17 protein-coding genes are annotated in these 21,354 nt (G+C 70.3%); 5 read left to right on the plus strand and 12 right to left on the minus strand.

Annotation, left to right across the window (positions count from 1 at the left end; all coding sequences use genetic code 11):
- Positions 1-52: 52 nt before the first annotated feature.
- Both OXQ95_RS16830 and glpD read right to left on the minus strand, forming a co-directional pair.
- Positions 53-829 carry a DeoR/GlpR family DNA-binding transcription regulator gene (locus OXQ95_RS16830; protein ID WP_267382649.1) on the minus strand — a complete coding sequence of 259 codons (777 nt, stop codon included), beginning with the start codon at positions 827-829 and terminating at the stop codon, positions 53-55.
- A 10-nt stretch (positions 830-839) separates the two neighbouring features.
- A complete protein-coding gene (gene glpD, locus OXQ95_RS16835) occupies positions 840-2,345 on the minus strand; it encodes a glycerol-3-phosphate dehydrogenase (RefSeq protein WP_267382650.1) in 1,506 nt (501 codons plus the stop codon).
- Between the two features lie 88 nt (positions 2,346-2,433).
- Between glpD and glpK the strand changes: the two genes are divergently transcribed.
- Positions 2,434-3,918: a glycerol kinase GlpK gene (gene glpK / locus OXQ95_RS16840; RefSeq protein WP_267382652.1), complete on the plus strand. Its 1,485-nt coding sequence runs from the start codon at positions 2,434-2,436 to the stop codon at positions 3,916-3,918.
- A gap of 126 nt (positions 3,919-4,044) precedes the next feature.
- On the opposite strand, the gene OXQ95_RS16845 is transcribed toward glpK, so the two are convergent.
- Positions 4,045-4,965 carry a sugar kinase gene (locus OXQ95_RS16845; RefSeq protein WP_267382654.1) on the minus strand — a complete coding sequence of 307 codons (921 nt, stop codon included), beginning with the start codon at positions 4,963-4,965 and terminating at the stop codon, positions 4,045-4,047.
- Positions 4,966-5,039: 74 nt separating this feature from the next.
- On the opposite strand from OXQ95_RS16845, the gene uxaC reads away from it, so the two are divergent.
- Together uxaC and OXQ95_RS16855 are read left to right on the plus strand one after the other, a co-directional pair.
- On the plus strand, positions 5,040-6,452 hold the full coding sequence (gene uxaC, locus OXQ95_RS16850; RefSeq protein ID WP_267382655.1) for a glucuronate isomerase: 1,413 nt from the start codon (positions 5,040-5,042) through the stop codon (positions 6,450-6,452).
- Positions 6,453-6,454: 2 nt separating this feature from the next.
- A complete protein-coding gene (locus OXQ95_RS16855; protein WP_267382657.1) occupies positions 6,455-7,837 on the plus strand; it encodes a mannitol dehydrogenase family protein in 1,383 nt (460 codons plus the stop codon).
- Between the two features lie 37 nt (positions 7,838-7,874).
- Here OXQ95_RS16855 and OXQ95_RS16860 read toward each other — a convergent pair whose 3' ends face one another.
- From OXQ95_RS16860 to OXQ95_RS16880, 5 genes are all read right to left on the minus strand, one after another.
- A complete protein-coding gene (locus OXQ95_RS16860) occupies positions 7,875-8,930 on the minus strand; it encodes an NAD(P)-dependent alcohol dehydrogenase (RefSeq protein WP_267382659.1) in 1,056 nt (351 codons plus the stop codon).
- Between the two features lie 74 nt (positions 8,931-9,004).
- Positions 9,005-11,224, minus strand: a complete 2,220-nt coding sequence (gene paoC, locus OXQ95_RS16865) for an aldehyde oxidoreductase molybdenum-binding subunit PaoC (RefSeq protein ID WP_267382661.1) — start codon at positions 11,222-11,224, stop codon at positions 9,005-9,007.
- Complete coding sequence (locus OXQ95_RS16870) at positions 11,221-12,174, minus strand: xanthine dehydrogenase family protein subunit M (RefSeq protein WP_267382664.1); 954 nt, start codon at positions 12,172-12,174, stop codon at positions 11,221-11,223. The genes paoC and OXQ95_RS16870 overlap by 4 nt, the downstream gene beginning before the upstream one ends.
- Positions 12,171-12,806, minus strand: a complete 636-nt coding sequence (gene paoA / locus OXQ95_RS16875) for an aldehyde dehydrogenase iron-sulfur subunit PaoA (RefSeq protein WP_242098443.1) — start codon at positions 12,804-12,806, stop codon at positions 12,171-12,173. Before paoA ends, OXQ95_RS16870 begins: the two co-directional genes overlap by 4 nt.
- A 169-nt stretch (positions 12,807-12,975) precedes the next feature.
- Positions 12,976-13,356: a helix-turn-helix domain-containing protein gene (locus tag OXQ95_RS16880; RefSeq protein WP_242098442.1), complete on the minus strand. Its 381-nt coding sequence runs from the start codon at positions 13,354-13,356 to the stop codon at positions 12,976-12,978.
- Between the two features lie 99 nt (positions 13,357-13,455).
- Here OXQ95_RS16880 and OXQ95_RS16885 point away from each other — a divergent pair, with 99 nt between their 5' ends.
- Complete coding sequence (locus OXQ95_RS16885; RefSeq protein WP_267382667.1) at positions 13,456-14,517, plus strand: SDR family oxidoreductase; 1,062 nt, start codon at positions 13,456-13,458, stop codon at positions 14,515-14,517.
- 16 nt (positions 14,518-14,533) lie between these two features.
- Here the strand turns inward: OXQ95_RS16885 and OXQ95_RS16890 are convergent, their stop codons facing one another.
- Positions 14,534-15,733 (minus strand): multidrug effflux MFS transporter, encoded by a 1,200-nt coding sequence (locus OXQ95_RS16890; protein WP_242098475.1) that lies wholly within the window; start codon positions 15,731-15,733, stop codon positions 14,534-14,536.
- Between the two features lie 135 nt (positions 15,734-15,868).
- On the opposite strand from OXQ95_RS16890, the gene OXQ95_RS16895 reads away from it, so the two are divergent.
- Positions 15,869-18,262, plus strand: coding sequence for a glycoside hydrolase family 127 protein (locus OXQ95_RS16895; RefSeq protein WP_267382669.1), 2,394 nt, complete (start codon positions 15,869-15,871; stop codon positions 18,260-18,262).
- Here the strand turns inward: OXQ95_RS16895 and OXQ95_RS16900 are convergent.
- Genes OXQ95_RS16900 through OXQ95_RS16910 form a run of 3 tightly spaced genes read right to left on the minus strand, consistent with a single transcriptional unit; the run spans position 18,217 to position 21,226 of the window.
- Positions 18,217-19,473 carry an adenosylmethionine--8-amino-7-oxononanoate transaminase gene (locus OXQ95_RS16900; RefSeq protein ID WP_267382672.1) on the minus strand — a complete coding sequence of 419 codons (1,257 nt, stop codon included), beginning with the start codon at positions 19,471-19,473 and terminating at the stop codon, positions 18,217-18,219. The two genes, OXQ95_RS16895 and OXQ95_RS16900, sit on opposite strands and share 46 nt — an antisense overlap.
- The gene (gene bioD / locus OXQ95_RS16905; protein ID WP_267382674.1) at positions 19,470-20,096 is read right to left on the minus strand and encodes a dethiobiotin synthase; all 627 of its coding nucleotides are present in this window, start codon (positions 20,094-20,096) and stop codon (positions 19,470-19,472) included. Before bioD ends, OXQ95_RS16900 begins: the two co-directional genes overlap by 4 nt.
- Positions 20,093-21,226 carry an 8-amino-7-oxononanoate synthase gene (locus tag OXQ95_RS16910; protein ID WP_267382676.1) on the minus strand — a complete coding sequence of 378 codons (1,134 nt, stop codon included), beginning with the start codon at positions 21,224-21,226 and terminating at the stop codon, positions 20,093-20,095. Before OXQ95_RS16910 ends, bioD begins: the two co-directional genes overlap by 4 nt.
- Positions 21,227-21,354 lie beyond the last annotated feature (128 nt).

The raw sequence follows: 21,354 nt of genomic DNA on the forward strand, positions 1-21,354 counted from the left end.
CTGGATATGGTCTAGCCGTTCGTCATTGGCCTGTCCAGATTGGCTTGGCCACTCAGCTGCCGGTTTCGACGACGGCGGTGCCCGCCTCGGCGCAGATGCCGGCGAGCGCGGCGCTGTCGAGCCGGTCGGTGATAAAATGGTCGATCGCCGCCATGTCGGCGATGCGGACCGGTGCCGGCCGGCCGATCTTGGTCCGATCGGCGGCGAGGATGACGGTGCGTGCCTGCGCGATGATGGTCTGCGACACGCGCACCTCGTCCACGTCGAAATCGAGCAGCGCGCCGTCCTCGTCGATCGCCGAGGCGCCGATCAGCGCGTAATCGACCTTGAAGCCGCGGATGAAGTCCATCGCCAGCGCGCCGACGATCGCGCGGTCGCTCGGCCGCACCCGCCCGCCCGCGGCGATCACCGCGATCGTCGGGCGGTCGGCGAGGATGTCGACGACGTTCAGGTTGTTGGTTACGACGAGCAGATCGCGATGATCGACCAGCGCGCGCGCGATCGCCTCGGTGGTTGTGCCGATGTTGATGAACAGGCTCGCGCCGTTCGGCACCAGCGCCGCCGCCGCCGCGCCGATTGCAGTCTTGGCGGCGGCGGCCACCTGCCGGCGTGCCTCGCGGTCGAGATTGTCGGTGCCCGAGGTGACGACTGCGCCGCCATGCACGCGCGACAGCATGGCGCGGCTGGCGAGCAGGTTGAGGTCGCGACGGATCGTCTGCGGCGTCACCGCGAGCGCGGCGGCGAGCGCATCGACGCCGACGCTGCCGGTGTGCCGCGCGAGTTCGAGGATGCGCGTATGGCGCCGGGCGATCGTGTCGGCGTTTTCCATTCTTGCGGTTTCAGCCTGCCGGGGCGGTGGCGGCGAGATGGCGTTCGAGCCGCTCAGCGGTGCCCGGCGGCACATGGAGGCCGAGCTTGCTCCGCCGGTAGAGGATGTCCTCGGCGGTCCGCGCCCATTCGCGCGTCACGAGCCACGCCACCTCGGCGGTCGTGAGGCCACCGCCCAGATCCTCGCCCAGATCGGCGATCGTCCGCGCCTCGCCGAGCAGCGCGCGCACCCCGGTGCCATAGGCGCGCGCCAGCCGGCGGAGCAGCGCCGGGGCGAAACCCGGCCGTTCGGCGACGAGCGTCGTCAGGAATGCATCGAAATCGGCCATGTCGCCGCCGGGCAGCGTGGCGCCCGCCGTCCACGCCGGGCCGGCTTTCGGGAAATGCGGCGCCAGTTCGCGCAGCGCATGTTCGGCGAGCTTGCGATAGGTGGTGATCTTGCCGCCGAAGACGCTCAGCATCGGCGCCCCGCCGTCGCCGCCGGTTTCCACGTCGAGCACGTAATCGCGCGTCACCGCGGATGCGCTGCCCGCCTGATCGTCGTAGAGCGGGCGGATGCCGGCATAGCTCCACGCGATGTCCGCCTCGCCGATCCGGCGCGCGAAATAGCGGTTGGCGGTGTCGAGCAGATAGCGCGTCTCGCCGTCGCTGATCTGCGCCTTGGCGGGGGCGCCCTGCCACGGCTCGTCGGTCGTGCCGATCAGCGTGAATCGTCCCTCATAAGGGATGGCGAAGACGATCCGCCGATCGGGATTCTGGAGCATGAAGGCGTGGTCGCCCTCGTACAGTCGTGGCACGACGAGGTGGCTGCCCTTGACGAGCCGAACGCCGCGCTTCGTCTGCGTCTCGCCCGTCGCACGCAGTATCTCGGCGACCCAGGGGCCCGCCGCGTTGACGAGCGCGCGGGCGCGCACCGTCCGTTCGCCGGACGCGTCCGCGATGGTCGCGCGCCAGCCGCCCGGTTCGCGCTGCGCCGAGAGGAGGCGCGTCCGCGTCCGTATGTCGGCGCCGCGATCGGCGGCATCGCGCGCGTTCAGCACGACGAGGCGGCTGTCCTCCACCCAGCAGTCGGAATAGACGAACGCCCGCCCGCCACGCGCCGCCAGCCCGTCGCCGCACGGCGATCGGTCGAGCGCGATCGTCTCGGTGCCGGGCAGCTGCTTGCGGCCGCCCAGATGGTCGTAGAGGAACAGCCCCAGCCGTACCATCCAGGCCGGGCGCGGCGACTGGGTCTGCGGCAGCACGAAGCGCAGCGGCCAGATGATGTGCGGCGCCATGCCCCAGAGCCGCTCGCGCTCGATCAGCGCCTCGCGCACCAGCCGGAACTCGCCATATTCCAGATAGCGCAGGCCGCCATGGATCAGCTTGGTCGAGGCCGACGAGGTGTGGCCGGCCAGATCGTCCTGCTCGACCAGCAGCACCGACAGCCCGCGCCCGGCCGCGTCGCGCGCGATCCCCGTGCCGTTGATGCCGCCGCCGACGATCAGCAGGTCGACCATCTCGTTCGTTGCGTCCATGATCCCCGTTATCACGTCGCGCGCAAAACCGAAAGCGTTGACGCGCGAACGAAAACGAACGAGCATCGAAACGAAAAGGAGAGGACGCGTGGCGGCTACCCATATTCTGGCGATCGATCAGGGTACGACCTCGACCCGCAGCATCGTGTTCGATCGCGCCGCGCGGCGCGTGGCGGCCGCGCAGGCCGAATTCGCGCAACATTATCCCGCCCCCGGCTGGGTGGAGCACGATCCCGAGGACATCTGGCGCGACGTGCTGGCCACCGCGCGCGAGGCGATCGCGCTGAGCGGGGTGGGGGCGGACGGCATCGCCGCGATCGGCATCACCAACCAGCGCGAGACGACGCTCGTGTGGGACCGCGCGACCGGCGCGCCGATCCACCGCGCGATCGTGTGGCAGGACCGGCGCACGGCAGCGGCGTGCGAGGCGTTGCGCGCGGACGGCGTGGAGGACGCGGTGCGCGCACGCACCGGCCTGTTGATCGACCCCTATTTCAGCGCGACCAAGATCGGCTGGATCCTCGACCATGTGGAGGGCGCGCGCGTGCGGGCGGAGCGGGGCGAGCTCGCGTTCGGGACGATCGACTGTTTCCTGCTGTGGCGGCTGACCGGCGGCGCGGTGCACGCCACCGACGTCACCAACGCGTCGCGCACCTTGCTGTGGAACATCCACGACAATCGCTGGGATGCGGACCTGTGCGCGCGGCTCGACATCCCGATGGCGATGCTGCCCGCGGTGCACGACAATGCGCACCGCTACGGCACCACCGCGCCCGGCCTGTTCGATGCCGAGATCCCGATCGCGGGCATCGCCGGCGACCAGCAGGCGGCGCTGATCGGCCAAGCCTGTTTCCGGCGCGGCACCGCCAAGGCGACCTATGGCACCGGCTGTTTCCTGCTGCTCAACACCGGCGAACGCGCGGTCGCATCAGCCAACCGGCTGCTCACCACGCCCGCCTATCGGCTGGACGGCGTCACGACCTATGCGCTGGAAGGATCGATCTTCGTCGCCGGCGCCGCGGTGAAATGGCTGCGCGACGGCATCGGCGTGATCGCCCATGCGCGCGAGACCGACGGCATGGCGACGCGCGTGCCCGACAGCCACGGCGTCTATATGGTGCCCGCGTTCGTCGGACTGGGCGCGCCGCACTGGGATCCCGGTGCACGCGGCGCGATCTTCGGGCTGACGCTCGGCTCCACCCAGGCGCATCTCGCGCGCGCGGCGCTGGAGGCGGTCGGCTATCAGACGCGCGATCTGGTCGAGGCGATGGTGGCGGACGGCGCGCGGCGCCCGGCGGCCTTGCGCGTCGATGGCGGAATGGCGGGGAACGACTGGCTGTGCGGCTTTCTCGCCGACCTGCTCGAAGTGGCGGTGGAGCGGCCGCACGAGCTGGAGACGACCGCACGCGGGGCGGCGTTTCTGGCCGGGCTGGCGACGGGCCTGTGGTCGGGGCTGGACGAGATCGAAGCGCTCTGGTCGCGCGAGCGATGTTTCGAGCCGGCGATGGCGCCCGACCACCGCGCGACCCTGGTGGCGGGCTGGCAGGATGCGCTACGCCGCACGTTGGGATAGCGCCGGCTACCGTCAGGTTGTCCGCCTGCATCCGTTCGTGCTGAGCGTACCGGTGCATGCGGCACAGGCCCTTCGACACGCTCAGCGCGAACGGACCAAGGCAACGTCGCCGAACGCCAGCGCGGCTCAGCCGCCGCGGGCGAGCGACGCATAGGGTGCGTCGGCGGTGCGGGCGGGCACGGCGCCGCGGTTCATCACCACCCATCCCGCCAGCCGGTGCCCCGCGAGCGCCGCCACCGCCGGCGGATCGCCCGCGAGCCGCGCGTGGAGATAGCCGGCGTTGAACGCGTCGCCCGCGCCGCTCGTGTCGCGCGGCACCAGCGCTTCGGGCGGCGGCACGGCGATACCGTCGGCCAGGCAGCCCGCCGCGCCCAGCTTCACGACCGTTTCGCCCACGCCTGCGGCGCGCCAGGCGGCAAGGACGGCGGCGGCCTCGCCCGTCCCGGTCAGCGCGGCCTCGTCCTCCAGCGTCGGCAGGCCGATATCGGTGAGCGCGATCGCCTCGGCATGCGCGGCCAGCGCGTCGTCGCGGTCGTGCCACAATGCCGGGCGGTAGTTGGTGTCGAACGCCACGCGCCCGCCCCGGCGGCGAACGCGCGCGGCCAGGGCGAACAGCGCGCGGCGGCCCTCGGGCGGCAGGATCGCCAGCGAGATCATCGAGAAGACGAGCAGGTCGGCGCGTTCGGCCTCGACCAGTGCGGCGTCGATCCCCGGCAGCGCGAACAGCCCGCGTGCCGCGCTTTCGCCGCGCCAATAGGTGAAGTGGCGCTCGCCATCGGGATCGTTGGTGATCGCATAGAGGCCGGGCCGACGCCGCGGATCGGTGAGGATCATGGTGGTGTCGATCCCCTCCGCCGCCCAGGCGCCCAGCAGGTCGCGGCTGAACGGATCGTCGCCAAGCGCGGTGAGATAGGCGACGTCGCCGCCGAGCCGCGCGAGATGGACCGCGCTGTTCAGCGTGTCGCCGCCATGGCCCAGCCGCCAGCCACCGGCGCCGTCCCCCGCCAGCTCGATCATGCCCTCGCCAACCACCACGATCTTCGCCATGCCGATCCTCTCGCCGCTTGCCTTACCAATTCACGCCCGCTGGTAAAACAAATAACCGGCGCTAGACTGCACGCATGACGCGCCCCCTCCTTCTCGACGACGACCGGCTGCTGCCAAGCGATCCGGTTCAGCGCCCGATCGCCCGTGCGCTCTACGCCTCGGTCGCCGGCCTGCCGATCGTCTCGCCGCACGGCCATACCGATCCGCGCTGGTTCGCCACGAACGAACCCTGGCGCGACGCGACCGAATTGCTCCTCGCGCCCGATCATTATATCTTCCGCATGCTCTACAGCCAGGGCGTTCCGCTCGACGCGCTCGGCGTTCCCGCGCGCGGGGGTCCCTGCGTGGGCGATCCACGCGAGGCGTGGCGGCTCTTCGCCGCGCATTACCATCTTTTCCGCGGCACGCCGTCGCGGCTGTGGCTCGATCATGCGTTCGCCACCGTGCTCGGCATGGACGTCCGGCTGGAGGCGGAGACCGCCGATCTCTATTACGACCGGATCGGTGAGCAGCTCGCGACGCCGGCCTTCCGCCCGCGCGCGCTGTTCGACCGGTTCGGGATCGAATTGCTGGCGACGACCGAGGGCGCGGAGGCGGATCTGTCCGCGCACCACGCGATCCGCGCCTCGGGATGGGGCGGGCGGGTCGTCACCACCTATCGCCCCGACGGCGTGATCGACGTGGAGCATGAGGGCTTCGCCGCGGCGATGGCGCGCTTTGCGGAGCTGACCGGCGAGGATGTGTGGTCGTGGCGCGGCTATCTCGCCGCGCACCGCCGCCGCCGCGCCGATTTCCGCGCCGCGGGTGCGACCGCCACCGATCACGGCCACCCCTCCGCGCGCACCGCGAACCTGTCGGATGCCGAGGCGGCGGCGCTGTTCGCGCGCGTTACCCGGCCCGGCTGGACGGCGGATGAGGCCGATCTGTTCCGCGCGCAGATGCTGACCGAGATGGCGCGGATGAGCGTGGAGGACGGCATGGTGATGCAGCTCCACCCCGGCTCGTTCCGCAACCACAATGCAGCGCTGTTCGCCAGCCACGGCCGCGACAAGGGCGCCGACCTGCCGGTCCGCGTCGATTATGTGGCGGCGCTGAAGCCCTTGCTCGACGTCGTGGGCAACGAACGCGATTTCACGCTGATCCTCTTCACGCTCGACGAATCGACCTATGCGCGCGAGCTGGCGCCGCTCGCCGGCCATTATCCCTGCCTGCGGCTCGGGCCCGCCTGGTGGTTCCACGATTCGCCCGAGGGCATGCGCCGCTACCGCGAGATGACGACGGAGACGGCGGGCTTCTACAACACGGTGGGTTTCAACGACGACACGCGCGCGTTCCTGTCGATCCCCGCGCGGCACGACGTGGCGCGGCGGGTCGATTGCGGCTTTCTCGCGCGGCTCGTCGCCGAACACCGGCTGGAGGATTGGGAGGCGGCCGATCTGGCGCAGGAACTCGCGGTCGGGCTGGCGCGCCGGGCCTATCGGCTGTGAGCGTGCGGCTGGCCCCGGCCACCGCCGACCGGCTCGACCCCGCGGTCGCGCGCGCCGGCTATGACCGCGCGGCGCAGGCGGTGGGCATCGTCCATCTCGGTCTGGGCGCATTCCACCGCGCGCATCAGGCGGTCTATACCGAGGCGGCGATGGCCGGTGGCGACCGCGACTGGGGGATCGCCGGCGTCTCGCTCCGCTCGGCCGGGGTGCGCGACGCGCTCGCGCCGCAGGACGGGCTGTTCACCGTCACCGAACGCGATCCCGGCGGCGACCGAGTCGCACTGGTCGGCGCGCTGCGCGAGACGCTGGTCGCGCCCGAGCGGCCGGAGGCCGTGACCGCACGGCTCGCCGATCCCGGCGTCCACATCGTGACGCTGACCGTCACCGAGAAAGCCTATCATCGCGCCGCCGATGGCGGGCTCGACATCCCCGCCGTCGAGGCAGCGGGGGGCACGATCTATCATCATCTGGCGCAGGGCCTGGCGGCGCGGCGCGCGCGGGGACTGGCCGGCCTGACGCTGGTGAGTTGCGACAATCTCGCCGACAATGGCGGGGTGCTGGCATGCGCGCTCGCGGCATGGCTCGACCGGGTCGATCCGGCGCTCGCCCGCTGGTTCGAAGCCGAATGCGCGTGCCCGGCGACGATGGTCGACCGGATCGTGCCGGCGATGACCGCCGCCGATCTCGACGCCGTCGAAGCGGCGATCGGCCTGCGCGACGAGGCCGCGGTGGTGACCGAGCGCTTTCGCCAATGGGTGATCGAGGACCGGTTCGCAGGTCCCCGGCCGCGATGGGAGCGCGGCGGCGCGCAGTTCGTGGCGGATGTCGCGCCGTTCGAGGCGGCGAAGCTCCGGATGCTCAACGGCGCGCATTCGGCGCTCGCCTATCTGGGGCTGCCGGCGGGCCATGACTTCGTGCACCAGGCGATCGCCGATCCCGCCATAGGGGCCACCGTCGACCGGCTGATGCGGCACGAGGCGGCGGCGAGCGTCGATCCCGCACCGGGGCAGGATCTCGCCGCCTATGCCGATGCGTTGATCGCCCGCTTCCGCAACGCGGCGCTCCCCCATCGTCTGGCGCAGATCGCGACCGACGGATCGCAGAAGATCGCGCAGCGCTGGCTGGAGCCGATGGCGATCAACGCCGCGCAGGGGCGCCGCTCGCCGGCGACGCTGCGCGCGCTCGCGGCATGGATGCGGCATGTCCGGGGCGGCGGCGCGGTCAACGATCCGCTCGCCGTACCGCTCGCCGCGGCATGGCGGACGGCGGGCACGGCCGGGATCGTCGATGCGCTGTTCGCGCCCGGCGGCCTGATCCCGGGGCACTGGGACCCCGATGCCGAGGACCGCGCGCGGCTGGAGGCCGAGCTGGCCGCCGCCGGCTGATCGCGCGGCCGGCACGCAGCCGGCCGCGCGGTGCGGCTCAGCCCCCCAGCGTCGCGTTGTCGATCACGAAGCGGTACTTTACATCACTGCGCTGCATCCGGTCATAGGCCTCGTCGATCTGCTCGATGCGGATCATCTCGATATCGGCCACCACGCCATGTTCGGCGCAGAAATCGAGCATCTCCTGCGTCTCGGCGATGCCGCCGATCAGCGAGCCGGCGATCGTGCGCCGCTTGAAGATCAGGTTGCCGACATTGGGCGAGGGATGCGGATGTTCGGGCACGCCCACCAGCGTCATCGTGCCGTCGCGCTTCAGCAGGCCGGTGAACGCGTCGAGATCGTGGCTGGCGGCGACGGTGTTGAGGATGAAGTCGAAGCTGTTGGCGTGCGCGCCCATCTCCTCGGCATTGCGCGAGTTGATGACCTCGTCCGCGCCCAGCGCCTTCGCGTCCTCGCGCTTGCTTTCCGACGTGGTGAACGCGACGACGTGCGCGCCCATCGCATGCGCGATCTTGACGCCCATATGGCCGAGGCCGCCGATCCCGACGATGCCCACCTTCTTGCCGGGGCCGGCATTCCAGTGGCGCAGCGGCGAATAGGTGGTGATGCCGGCGCAGAGCAGCGGCGCGACCGCGGCCAGCTGGTCCTCGGCATGGCCGATCTTCAGCACGAACTTGTCGTCGACGACGATGCTCTCGGCATAGCCGCCCATGGTGTGGCCGGGCGCGTCGTCAGTCGCGCCGTTATAGGTGCCGACGAAGCCCGTTCCGCTGCAATATTGCTCCAGCCCCTCGTCGCATTCGGGGCAGTGCTGGCAACTGCCGACCATGCAGCCGACGCCCACCACTTCGCCGACCTGGAATTTCGTGACCTCACCGCCGACCGCGGTGACATGGCCGACGATCTCATGGCCGGGCACGCACGGATAGAGCGTGCCGCCCCATTCGGAGCGAACGGTGTGGAGATCGGAATGGCAGACGCCGCAATAGGCGATCGCGATCTGCACGTCATGCGCGCCGGGTGCGCGCCGCTCGATCGTCATCGGTTGGAGCGGGGTGTCGGCGGCGGTGGCTCCATAAGCTTTGGTCGTCATGAAAACATCCTCACATCGATGCGCACCGCGCATAGTTCGTTGAAACGGGGGGAGACCATGCGCGCGCATGGTCGTCACGCCACGGCGGGCAGGCGATCGATATGCTTGTCGAGCGTCAGCGGATAATCGCGGATGCGCACGCCCGTGGCGTTGTACACCGCGTTCGCCACCGCGGCGCCCACGCCGCACAGCCCCAGCTCGCCGATGCCCTTGGCCTTCATCGGCGATACCGTCGGGTCGGGCTCGTCGAGGAAGATCACCTCCTGGTGCGGGATGTCGGCATGCACCGGCACCTCATAGCCTGCGAGGTCGTGGTTGACGAAGAAGCCGAAACGCTTGTCGACCGCCAGCTCCTCCATCAGCGCGCCGCCCACGCCCATCGTCATCGCGCCGATCACCTGGCTGCGTGCGGTCTTGGGGTTGAGGATGCGCCCCGCCGCGCCCACCGCCAGCATCCGGCGCACGCGGATTTCGCCGGTGAAGCGATCCACACCCACCTCGACGAAATGCGCCCCGAAGGTCGATTGCTGCATCTGCTTGGCCAGATCGCCCCATTGCATCACGTCCTCGGCGACGATCTCGCCACCGCGTGCGGCCTCGGCGAGCGCCGCGGTACGGTTGCCCGCGCGCACCTTGCCGCCCGCGAACTCGACATCCGCCGAATTGAAGCCGAGCTTCTGCGCCACCGCCTCGCGCAATTTCACGCACGCCGCATAGACGCCCGAGGTCGAGCTGTTGGCGCCGAACTGGCCGCCCGATCCCGACGACACCGGGAAGGCGGAATCGCCCAGCCTCACCACGACGCGCTCGAGCCCCACGCCCATCATCTCGGCCGCGGTCTGCGCGATGATCGTGTAGCTGCCGGTGCCGATATCGGTCATGTCGGTCTCGACCGTCACGATCCCGTCGGTGCCGAGGCGCACGCGCGCGGCGGAGGTGATGTTCAGATTGTTGCGGAACGCCGCGGCCACGCCCATCCCCACCAGCCAGCGCCCGTCGCGGACCTGCGCGGGCGTCGCGTTGCGGGCGTTCCAGCCGAACTTGGTCGCGCCCTCGCGCAGGCAGCGCACCAGCTGGCGCTGGCTGAACTTGCGGCCGGGCTTTTCGGGATCGACCTGCGTGTCGTTGACGATGCGGAATTCGACCGGGTCCATCGCCAGCTTTTCCGCCATCTCGTCCATGGCGATTTCCAGCGCCATCAGCCCGGACGCCTCGCCCGGCGCGCGCATCGCATTGCCCTCGGGCAGGTCGAGCACCGCAAGGCGCTGCGCGATCAGGCGGTTCGCGCCGGCATAGAGCAGCTTGGTCTGCGACGTGGCGGTTTCGGGCGAGCCGCCGGGCAGGTTGCCCGAGCTGCACTCGTGCGCGATCGCGAGCAGCTTGCCCGATCGGTCGGCGCCCAGCCGGATGCGCTGGATCGTCGCCGGACGGTGGGTGGCGTTGTTGAACATCATCGGCCGCGTCATCGCGAGCTTCACCGGGCGGGCCGCCGCCTTCGCGCCCAGCGCCGCCATCACCGCATCGGCGCGCAGGAACAGCTTCCCGCCGAATCCACCGCCGATATAGGGCGAATCGACGCGGATATGATCCTCCGGGATGCCCAAGGTTTTGGCGAGATCCTGATGCGTCCAGTGGATCATCTGGTTCGACGTCCAGATCGTCAGCCGGTCGCCCTGCCAGGCGGCGATGGTGGCGAACGGCTCCATCATCGCGTGGTTCTCGTCGGGCGTCGTATAGGTCGCGTCGAGCGTTACCGGGGCGGCGGCGAACGCCGTCTCGAAATTGCCGACGCGGTCCACCTTGGGCGCCTTCGATCCCTCGCCGCTCGATCCGCCGACCAGAGGCGCGGTCTGTGCCTGCGCGGCGAGATCGAACTTGCCCGGCGTGCGGACATAGTTCACCCGCACGAGCGCGGCGGCGGCGCGCGCCTGTTCGAACGTCTCGGCGACGACGATCGCCACCGCCTGATGGTAATGCTCGACCTCGGGCCCGGCGAGCAGGCGCGCGGTGTTCTTGCTGCCCTTGCCGATCGGTCCGGCATTTTCGTGGCTGACGATCGCCAGCACGCCGGGCGACGCCTTGGCGTCGGCGGTGTCGATGCTCGCGATCCGGCCCTTGGCGATCGCCGCGCCGATCACGAAGCCATAGGCCTGGTTGGGCGCCACGTCGTGGCGTTCATAGGCATAGGGCGCGGTGCCCGTCGTCTTCAGCGGGCCATCGATCCGGTCGTGCGCACGGCCGATCACCAGGCCGCGATCGATCGGGTTCTGCCCGGCGGGGGTATCGAACTTCATGCGGATCGGGCCTCGGCAAGGGCGGCCGCGAGCGTGCGGGTCGCAAGGGGGAGCTTGAAGGCGTTGTCGTGCGTGGGCTTCGCGCCGGCAAAGGCCTGGGCGGTCACCGCGGCAGCGCCCTGCGGCATCGCCGCTTCGGCCGCCTCGACGCGCCACGGCTTGTGCGCCACGCCGCCGAACGCGGCGCGGCCGGTGCCGTCCTTCTGGATCACCGCCGCCACCGACACGAGCGCGAAGGCATAGGAGGCGCGGTCGCGCACCTTCTGGTAGAGATGCGTGCCGCCGAGCGGGCGCGGCAGCGTGACCGCGGTGATGAGCTCGCCCGTGCCCAGGACGTTGTCGATCTGCGGCGTGTCGCCGGGCAGCCGGTGGAAATCGGCGATCGGGATCGCGCGGGTGGTGCCGTCGGGCTTCACCGTCTCGACCGTCGCGTCCAGCACGCGCATCGCCACCGCCATGTCGCCGGGATAGGTGGCGATGCAGGCGTCGCTCGAACCGATCACCGCCAGTTGCCGCGAATAGCCGCCGATCGCGGCGCAGCCCGAGCCCGGCCGGCGCTTGTTGCACGGCTGGTTGGTGTCGTAGAAATAGGGGCAGCGCGTGCGTTGCAGCAGATTGCCCGCGGTGGTCGCCTTGTTGCGAAGCTGGCCCGAGGCGCCCGCCTGGATCGCGCGCGTCAGCACGCCGTAATCGCGGCGCACATGCGGATCCGCCGACAGCGCGGTGTTGCTGACGAACGCGCCGATGCGCAGGCCGCCGTCGCCGGTCTTCTCGATCCGGTCGAGCTTCAGATCCTGTATGTCGACGAGGTGGGTCGGCGTCTCGATCTCCAGTTTCATCAGGTCGAGCAGGTTGGTGCCGCCGGCGAGAAACTTCGCGCCGGGCCGCGCCGCCACGGCCTTCGCCGCCTCCGCCGGGCTGTGCGCGCGTTCGTAGGTGAAGCTCTTCATGCCCGGTTCCCCGCCACGTCCGCCATGGCCTCGGCGATGTTCGAATAGGCGCCGCACCGGCAGATATTGCCGCTCATCCGCTCGCGCATCTCCATGTTCGTCGGCTTGGCCGTTGTGGTGATGTCCGCCTGGACGTGGCTCGGCACCCCGCGCTTGATCTCGTCGAGCACCGACACCGCCGAGCAGATCTGGCCGGGCGTGCAATAGCCGCATTGATAGCCGTCATGCGCGATGAAGGCGGCCTGCATCGGGTGCAGGCGATCGGGCGTGCCCAGCCCCTCGATCGTCGTCACCTTGTCGCCCTGGTGCTGGACGGCGAGGCTGAGGCAGGAATTGATCCGCTCGCCGTTGACGATCACCGTGCACGCGCCGCACTGGCCGTGATCGCAGCCCTTCTTGGTGCCGGTCAGCCGGAGATGCTCGCGCAGCGTGTCGAGCAAGGTGGTCCGCGTGTCGAGCTGAAGCGTGTGGCGCTTGCCGTTCACCTCGATCGACACGGGCATCACGCTCGGCGCCGCGGCGGGCACCGCCGCCTGCGCCTCGGCGAAGGGCACCGCACTCACCGCGGCGGACGCGGCTCCGGCCGCGAGCACGCCCCGGCGCGACAGGTGAAGATCATTGGCAGCGTCCATGAATGCGTCGTCCTCAGAAAGACGGGGAGCGGAATATTGCGTGCTTCAACCCGGATGGGCTGCAAGACTCGCGTTGGGGAACGGATGGTTTGCTGCCCTAACGCACCGGCAGGCGAAACGTGGCATCGCTGCCGCCCGTCGTCGCAATGTTTTTCGCATCGCCAAGCGGTTAGGCGCGCCGCGAGCCGGGGCGGGCGGCAAGCGCGTCCAGCGCGTCGGCATTGTCTCGGCCCCAGCCATAGAGCAATTCGACCGGCTCGACGAACCGCCGCCCGAGCGGCGTCAGCCGATAGTCCACCGCGGGCGGCACGCTGCCCTGCACATGGCGCGAGACGAGCCCGGTGCTTTCGAGGTTGCGCAGCGTCTGGGTGAGCATCTTCTTCGAAATGCCGGGCAGGCTGCGGTGGAGTACGCCGGTTCGCGCCGCACCCGCATGGCGGGCGTGGAGCGTGTGCAGGATCATGCTCGTCCATTTGGTCGCGAACAGTTCGAGCACGCGCCGGGGCGCGCAATCCTCGCGCCATTCCTCCTCGGGCGTTCCGGGCGTCATCCATGGTCTCCTTTTGGTGCCTATGACCCCAAAAGGTGCCGTCTGGAAGCGCGCGATGGCCGTGCCTAGCTCGGACACGAACGACGATGGAGCAGGAACATGGCCGGTACGGCATTGGTGGTGGGCGCAAGCGGGATCGTCGGCGGCGCGACGGCGGCGCTGCTGGCGGAGCAGGGATGGACGGTCCACGGCCTCGCCCGGCGCCCCGTCGCGCAGGCGGGCGTGACGCCGGTCGCGGCCGATCTCCAGGATGCGGCGGGCACCGCGGCGGCGCTCGCGGAGCTTCATCCCGACGCGGTGTTCATCACCACATGGCTGCGCCAGGACAGCGAGGCGGAGAATATCCGCGTTAATGCGGCGATGGTGCGCCACCTGCTCGACGGCTTGCCCAGGCCCCGGGGTCCGCGTCACGTCGCGCTGGTGACCGGCCTGAAACATTATCTCGGGCCGTTCGAGGCTTACGGGAAAGGCACGCTTCCGCAGACCCCGTTCCGCGAGGAGCAGGGCCGGCTGGACGTCGAGAATTTCTATTATGCGCAGGAGGACGAGGTGTTCGCCGCCGCGGCGCGCGACGGCTTTACCTGGAGCGTCCACCGGCCGCATACCGTGATCGGCAAGGCAGTCGGCAATGCGATGAACATGGGCACCACGCTCGCCGTCTATGCCACGCTGTGCCGCGAGACGGGGCGCCCCTTCACCTTTCCCGGCTCCGCGGCGCAGTGGAACGGGCTGACCGACATGACCGATGCGCGGCAGCTCGCCCGTCACATGCTGTGGGCGGCGACCACGCCCGCCGCCGCGGACGAGGCGTTCAACGTGGTGAACGGTGACGTCTTCCGCTGGAGCTGGATGTGGGGCCGCATCGCCCAGTGGTTCGGGATCGCGGCGGCGCCGTTCGACGGCACCGTGCGGCCGCTGGAAGCGCAGATGGCGGACGATGCGGGTGTCTGGCGCGAGATCGCCGCGCGCCACGGCTTGGCGGAGGCGGAGCTCGCCCGCCTCGCGTCGCCCTGGCATACCGATGCCGATCTCGGCCGGCCGATCGAGGTGGTGACCGATATGTCCAAGAGCCGGCGGCTGGGCTTCGGCGCCTATCAGCCGACCGACGATGCGTTCTTGGCCCTGTTCGAACGGCTGCGGGCCGATCGCCTGATTCCCTGAACCCCGAACCGGCGCGCTATTCGTCCGCCATTCGCGGGCGGAACAACGCGCCGCCCTCGATCGCATAGACCAGGGCCAGCACGATCAGGCCGATGGCGAGATAGCCGATCGCCAGCGGCAGCGTGGTGCCGTTGTAGGATTGGCCGATCGCCGATCCGACGATCACCGCGCCGACGCTGGTGATGAAGCCCTGGAGCGAGGAGGCGGTGCCGGCGATATGCCCCACCGGCTCCATCGCCATTGCGCCGAAATTGGATCCGCACAGGCCGATGCACGTCATGCTGAGCGCCTGGAACGCGATATAGGTGACGAGCGATTCACGGCCGGTGCCGATCACCGCGAGGTGGAGCAGCGACAGGCCGATCAGCGCGAAGACCGCGGATTGCGAGATCAGCCGCGTGCCGAGCCGCTCCACCAGCCGGCTGTTGGCGAACGCCGCGCAGCCCATGAAGAAGGCGCAGAGCGCGAACAGCAGCGTGAACCGGTCGCCGGCGTGAAATTCGTCGACGAAGATCTGCTGCGCCGACGAGACGAAGGCGATGATCGCGCCGAACGTCAGCGAGGCGGCGACCGCATAGCCGACCGAATAGCGGTTCGTCAGCGTCAGCCGATAGGCGGATTCGAGCATCACGAACGACAGCGCGCGCCGCCGGGCACGCGGCAGCGTCTCGGGCAGGCGGACGAGCGTCCAGGCGAGCACGAACGACGCAAAGCCCGCGAGCGCATAGAAGATGATCCGCCACGGCCCGAACAGCAACAGCCCCTGGCCCAGCGTCGGCGCCACGATCGGCACCAGGAAGAAGATCATCTGCGCCACCGACAGCGTGCGCGCCATCTGGCGCCCGGAAAACCCGTCGCGCACGATCGCGACCGCCAGCACGCGCGTGCTGGCGGACATCAGTCCCTGCAGCACGCGCGCGCCGAGCAGCGCCGCGAACGTCTGCGAACTCGCGGCGAAGATGCTCGCCGCCACGAAGCCGATCAGCGTGATGACGAGGATGGGCTTGCGGCCGAACCGGTCGGTGAGCGGCCCATAGACGAGCTGGCCGACCCCGAAGCCCAGCATATAGGCGGTGACGATCCATTGCCGGTGATTGGCCGCGGTGACCGCCAGCCGGCGGCCGATATCCGCGAGCGCGGGCAGCATCATGTCGACGCCCAAGGCATTCACCGCCATCAACGCGGCGACGAAGGCCACGAATTCGTGGCGATGCATGGCGATGCCGGGCGATTCGCTGGTCATCGGCCCCGCCTAACGGCTGGGGTGGCCGAGCGCCATGCATGACGGTCCGCCGATTGACGCTGCGGAGCCATGCCCTTAATTGGTATACGATATTCCGGGAGGGGCCTCATGTCGTTCGTCGAATCCAGCCGTCGCGAGCTCCTGATCGGCGCCGCCGCCATCGCGCTGGTCGCACACACCGGTACGGGCCGCGCCGCCACCACGCTGCTGGCGGGGGCTGCGAAGCCGCTGCCGCTGACCGCGGTGCGGCTCCGCCCCTCGGACTATGCCACCGCGGTGGCGGTCAACCGTACCTATCTGCTGCGGCTCGATCCCGATCGGCTGCTGCACAATTTCCGCCGCTATGCCGGCCTGGCGCCCAAGGCGGCGATCTACGGCGGCTGGGAAAGCGATACGATCGCGGGCCATACGCTCGGCCATTATCTCTCCGCGCTGGTGCTCACCTGGCAGCAGACCGGCGATGCCGAGATGCGCCGCCGCGCCGATTATGTCGTGGCCCAACTGGCGGAGGCGCAGGCCAGGCGCGGCACCGGCTATGTCGGCGCGCTCGGCCGCAAGCGGAAGGACGGGACGATCGTCGATGGCGAGGAGATCTTTCCCGAAATCATGAAGGGCGACATCCGCTCGGGCGGGTTCGACCTGAACGGCGCATGGTCGCCGCTCTACACCGTGCACAAGCTGTTCGCGGGGCTGCTCGACGTGAACGGGGCCTGGGGCAACACGCAGGCGCTGGCGGTAACGACGGGGCTCGCCGGCTATTTCGAGCGCGTGTTCGCCGCGCTGACGCCCGAACAGGTGCAGCAGGTGCTGGCCTGCGAATATGGCGGGCTGAACGAAAGCTATGCGGAGCTGTATGCGCGCACCCGCAACGCGCGCTGGCTGCGGATGGCGCGGCTGATCCATGACGACCGCGTGCTGGATCCGCTGGCGCGCGGCGAGGACCGGCTGGCCAATCTCCACGCGAACACGCAGGTGCCCAAGCTGATCGGTCTCGCGCGGCTGCACGAGCTGACCGGCGATGCCGCACCAGCGGCGGCGGCGCGCACCTTCTGGGACGCGGTGACCGCGCATCACAGCTATGTCGTCGGCGGCAATGCGGACCGCGAATATTTCGCCGCGCCCGACACGATCGCCGACCATATCACCGAACAGACCTGCGAGCATTGCAACACCTACAACATGCTGAAGCTCACGCGGCATCTCTGGTCGTGGCAGCCCGACGGCGCGCTGTTCGACTATTACGAGCGCGCGCATCTCAACCACGTCATGGCCGCGCAGGACCCCGCGACCGGCGGCTTCACCTATATGACGCCGCTGATGACGGGCGCGAACCGCGACTATTCGACCAGGGACGACGACGCCTTCTGGTGCTGCGTCGGGTCGGGCATGGAAAGCCATGCCAAGCATGGCGAATCGATCTTCTGGGAAGGCGATCGCGGCGCGCTCTACGTCAATCTCTACATCCCGGCCGAGGCCGAATGGGCGGCGCGCGGCGCATCGATGGCGCTCGAGACCGCCTATCCGTTCGAGCCCGTCTCGACGCTGCGTTTCACCCGGCTGCGCGGTGGGCGCTTCCCGGTGGCGTTGCGCGTGCCCGGCTGGGCGCACGGGCGCGCCGCGGTCAGCGTCAACGGCACGGCGGTGACGCCGGTGTACGAGCGGGGCTATGCGGTGGTGGAGCGCAACTGGCGCACGGGTGACCGGATCGCCATCACGCTGCCGCTCGACTTGCGGATCGAGCCGACGCCGGGCGCGCCGCAGACGGTGGCGGTGCTGCGCGGGCCGATGGTGCTCGCCGCCGATCTGGGCGATACCGGGGCCAAGTGGACCGGCGCCGATCCCGCGCTGGTCGGCAGCGACCTGCTGGGCGCGTTTTCGGCGACCGATGCGGCGCGCGGTCTCTATGCGACGCGCGGCGTGGTGCGGCCGGCGGACCTGCCGTTCGTGCCCTTCTACCGCCAGTATCGGCGGCGCAGCGCGGTATATTTCAAGACCTTTTCCGAAAGCGGCTGGCAATCGGAACAGGCGGCGTTCGCCGCGGATCAGGCGCGGCGGCAGGATGTCGCGGCGCGCTCGGTCGACGTGATGTTCCTCGGCGAAATGCAGCCCGAGCGCGACCATGCGCTGGCCAGCGAGCAATCCTATCCGCTCACCTATCGCGGGCGGCAGGGGCGCGACGTGCGCTCGGGCGGCTATCTCGAATTCGGCATGGCGGTGAAGCCGGGGCCGCTGCTGCTGCAGGCGACCTATTGGGGCGGCGAGCGCGCGCGCGATTTCGACATTCTGGTCGACGACGTGAAGATCGCCACGCAGCATCTGGACGAGGATCGGCCGGGCCAGTTCTTCGACGTCGAATATCCGCTTCCCGTGGCGCTCACCAACGGCAAGAGCCGCGTGCGCGTCCGCTTCGTGCCGCATGACGGATCGACCGCGGGGCCGATCTTCGGCGTGCGCCTCTACCGCGCCAAGCCGGCGCCCGGCGCCTCGCCGATCGCGGCATAGACCGCGTCCAGATCGTCGTCGCCGATCGCATAGGGCGGCATGACATAGACGGTGTTGCCGAGCGGCCGCAGCAGGATGTCGTGGTCCCGGAAATGCGCCATCAGCCGCGGCCCGAGATCGGAGAGATAGCCGCCCGCGTCGCGGCCCAGCTCCAGGGCGGTGATCGTGCCGAGCTGCCGGGTGCCGTGCACACCCGGCCGGTCGGCGAGCGCCGCCAGCCGCGTCGCCTGTCGCGCCGCCAGATCCGCCACGCGCGCGCGCACCGGCTCGTCGCGCCAGATCGCCAGATTTGCCGCCGCCGCCGCGCAGGCGATCGGGTTGGCGGTGTAGCTGGAGGAGTGGAAGAACATCCGCGCGCGATCGCTCGACAGGTGCGCGGCATAGATGTCCTCGCTCGCCAGCGTGACCGCAAGCGGCACCGCGCCCCCGGTCAGCCCCTTGGACAGGCACAGGATGTCGGGCACCACCTCCGCCTGCTCGCACGCCGTGAGCGTGCCGGTGCGGCCCCAGCCGGTCATCACCTCGTCGGCGATGAAGAGCACGCCCGCCTGCGCGCAGATTCGCCGCATCTCGGCCAATACCCATGCGGGATAGATCTTCATGCCGCCGGCACCCAGGATCAGCGGCTCGACGATCAGCGCCGCCGCCTCGTCGGCACAGGCGCGTTCTAGCGCGTCGAGCGTGTCCTGCTCGCGCCCAGGCTCGGGAAAGGGGATGGTGCCCACGTCGAACAGCAGCGGCGCATAGGCGCGGTTGAACGCGCCGCGCGCGCCGACCGACATCGTGCCGATCGTGTCGCCGTGATAGCCATGCTCCATCACCAGGATGCGGTGGCGCGGCGCGCCGCGGTTGAGCCAATAGCCGAGCGCCATCTTCAGCGCGACCTCGACGCTGGTCGATCCGGAATCGGAAAAGAACACGCGGGTGAGCGCGGGCGGCAGGATGGCGAGCAGCCCGCGTGCGACCGTCTCGGCGGGTTCGTGGGTCCAGCCGGCGAAGATGATCTGATCGAGCGCCTGCGCCTGATCCGCGATCGCCGCCATGATCCGCGGGTGGCGATGGCCGTGCGTCGTCACCCACCAGGACGAAATCGCATCGACGATCCGCCGCCCGTCCGCGGTGTGCAGCACCGCGCCCTCGGCATGCGTCACCAGCGGGATCGGCTCGCCCAGGCCATGTTGCGTGAACGGGTGCCAGATCGGCGAGGTCATGCAAAATCCCCGAGGTCGAAATGCGCGGCGAAGGCGGCGGCGAGCGTTTCGGCATCGAGCGGATCGACGCGCGGCAGCCGCCCGAGCCGCCGCACGCCGCCGATCCGCGCGATCGTCGCCTCGCTGTCCTCCTGCGCCTCGCCGACGAACGCGACGCCCAGGATGGGCACGCCGCGCGCGCGCAGCGCCGCGATCGACAACAGGCTGTGGTTGATCGTGCCGAGCGCGGTGCGCGCGACGAGTATGACCGGCGCCGCCCAGCGCGCGAACAGATCGGCGAAGAGCAGATCGTCCGCCAGCGGCACGAGCACGCCGCCCGCGCCCTCCACCACCAGCGGCCCCTCGACTACCGGCAGGGCGAGCCGTGCGGGATCGATCGTCACGCCGTCGATCGCGGCGGCGCGGTGCGGCGAACAGGGCGTGGCGAGCCGGTACGCCTCGGGCAGCGTGGCGCGCAGCCGGGGCCCGGCGAGCGCGGCCACGCGCGCGCGATCGGTGCCGTCATCGGTGCCGGCCTGCACCGGCTTCCAATAGGTCGCGCCGAGTGCCCCGGCGAGCGCGGCGGCGAAGACCGTCTTGCCGATCTCGGTATCGGTGCCGGTGACGATCAGCGTGGCGGTCATGCGGCCAGTGCCCCCGAATCTTTCATTGCATCGGCCAGCGCGTCGATCTGCGCGGGCGTGACGTTCAGCGTGATCGACAGCCGCAGCCGCGCGGTGCCGGGCGGCACGGTCGGCGGCCGGATGCCGCGCACGTCGAACCCCGCCGCGCGGATCGCCGACGCCATCCGCATCGTCGCGGCGTCGTCGCCGATCACCAGCGGCAGGATCTGCGATCCCGTGGCCGCCACGCCCACCCGCGCCAGCGCGGTTTCGGCATGCGCGACGCGCTGCCACAGCGCCGTCCGCCGCTCGGGTTCGTCGGCAAGGCAGCGCAGCGCCTCGCGCGCGGCGGCGGCCATCAGCGGCGAGGGCGCGGTGGAAAAGACGAAGGACCGCGCGCGGTTGACGAGGATGTCGCGTAGCACGCGCGGCAAGCAGACCAGCGCGCCCTCGCAGCCCAGCGCCTTGCCCAAGGTGTGCAGCGTCACGACGTCGTCGCGACCGTGAAGCCCGTCGGCCAGGCCGCACCCGCCGGTGCCGAACACGCCCGTCGCATGCGCCTCGTCCACGATCAGCATCGCCCCCTCACGCGCGGCGAGCGCGGCCAGGTCGGCGAGCGGCGCCCGGTCGCCGTCCATGCTGTAGAGGCTTTCGACCGCGATCCAGGGCCGGCCCGTATGTCCCCCGCGGCGCCACGCGGCGATCGTATCGGCAAAGGCGTCGACATCGTTGTGCGCGGCGGCGACGCGTTCGGCGCGGCCGAGCCGCATCCCGTCATGCGCGCTCGCATGGATCAGCGCATCGTAGACGACGAGATCGCCGCGGGCGGGCAGGCTGGCGAAGATCGCGAGATTGGCGGCATAGCCGCTCGACACGAACAGCGCCGCCTGTGCGCCGAACGCGCGCGCCGCCTCGTCTTCCAGCGCCTCGTGCTCGGGATCGTTGCCGCGCAGCAGCCGCGATCCGCCCGAGCCGACCGACACGCCGCGGGCCAGCGCCGCGGCCACCGCGTCGCGCATCCGCGGGGCACCGGCGAGCGCGAGATAGTCGTTGGACGCGAAATCGGCCCCGGCCCGCGGCGTCAGCGCGCGCAGCCGGTCGATCGCGGCGAGACGGTCGAGATCCTCACGATAGGCGTGCAGGGCGGACATGGCGCCGCTCTAGCCGTTTCGGCCGCGCATGCCAGCACCGGAACGGCGGAGACCGGTCGCACGTGTCGCCGCGTGCCGCGGTGCGACGATATTTGTACCAAAAAAGCACGAACGCTCTGCGGCGCGGC

Origin of the sequence: Sphingomonas sp. GC_Shp_6, assembly GCF_026540835.1 — a bacterium.
In the GTDB taxonomy this organism is placed as follows: domain Bacteria; phylum Pseudomonadota; class Alphaproteobacteria; order Sphingomonadales; family Sphingomonadaceae; genus Sphingomonas.

Coding starts and splice junctions, on each gene's coding strand:
- OXQ95_RS16890 (WP_242098475.1), bottom strand. CDS start 15,733: ATGCATCGCCACGAATTCGTGGCCTTCGTCGCCGCGTTGATGGCGGTG.
- OXQ95_RS16900 (WP_267382672.1), bottom strand. CDS start 19,473: ATGACCTCGCCGATCTGGCACCCGTTCACGCAACATGGCCTGGGCGAG.
- OXQ95_RS16845 (WP_267382654.1), bottom strand. CDS start 4,965: ATGGCGAAGATCGTGGTGGTTGGCGAGGGCATGATCGAGCTGGCGGGG.
- OXQ95_RS16880 (WP_242098442.1), bottom strand. CDS start 13,356: ATGACGCCCGGAACGCCCGAGGAGGAATGGCGCGAGGATTGCGCGCCC.
- OXQ95_RS16885 (WP_267382667.1), top strand. CDS start 13,456: ATGGCCGGTACGGCATTGGTGGTGGGCGCAAGCGGGATCGTCGGCGGC.
- bioD (WP_267382674.1), bottom strand. CDS start 20,096: ATGACCGCCACGCTGATCGTCACCGGCACCGATACCGAGATCGGCAAG.
- paoC (WP_267382661.1), bottom strand. CDS start 11,224: ATGAAGTTCGATACCCCCGCCGGGCAGAACCCGATCGATCGCGGCCTG.
- uxaC (WP_267382655.1), top strand. CDS start 5,040: ATGACGCGCCCCCTCCTTCTCGACGACGACCGGCTGCTGCCAAGCGAT.
- glpD (WP_267382650.1), bottom strand. CDS start 2,345: ATGGACGCAACGAACGAGATGGTCGACCTGCTGATCGTCGGCGGCGGC.
- OXQ95_RS16860 (WP_267382659.1), bottom strand. CDS start 8,930: ATGACGACCAAAGCTTATGGAGCCACCGCCGCCGACACCCCGCTCCAA.
- OXQ95_RS16830 (WP_267382649.1), bottom strand. CDS start 829: ATGGAAAACGCCGACACGATCGCCCGGCGCCATACGCGCATCCTCGAA.
- paoA (WP_242098443.1), bottom strand. CDS start 12,806: ATGGACGCTGCCAATGATCTTCACCTGTCGCGCCGGGGCGTGCTCGCG.
- OXQ95_RS16870 (WP_267382664.1), bottom strand. CDS start 12,174: ATGAAGAGCTTCACCTACGAACGCGCGCACAGCCCGGCGGAGGCGGCG.
- OXQ95_RS16910 (WP_267382676.1), bottom strand. CDS start 21,226: ATGTCCGCCCTGCACGCCTATCGTGAGGATCTCGACCGTCTCGCCGCG.
- OXQ95_RS16895 (WP_267382669.1), top strand. CDS start 15,869: ATGTCGTTCGTCGAATCCAGCCGTCGCGAGCTCCTGATCGGCGCCGCC.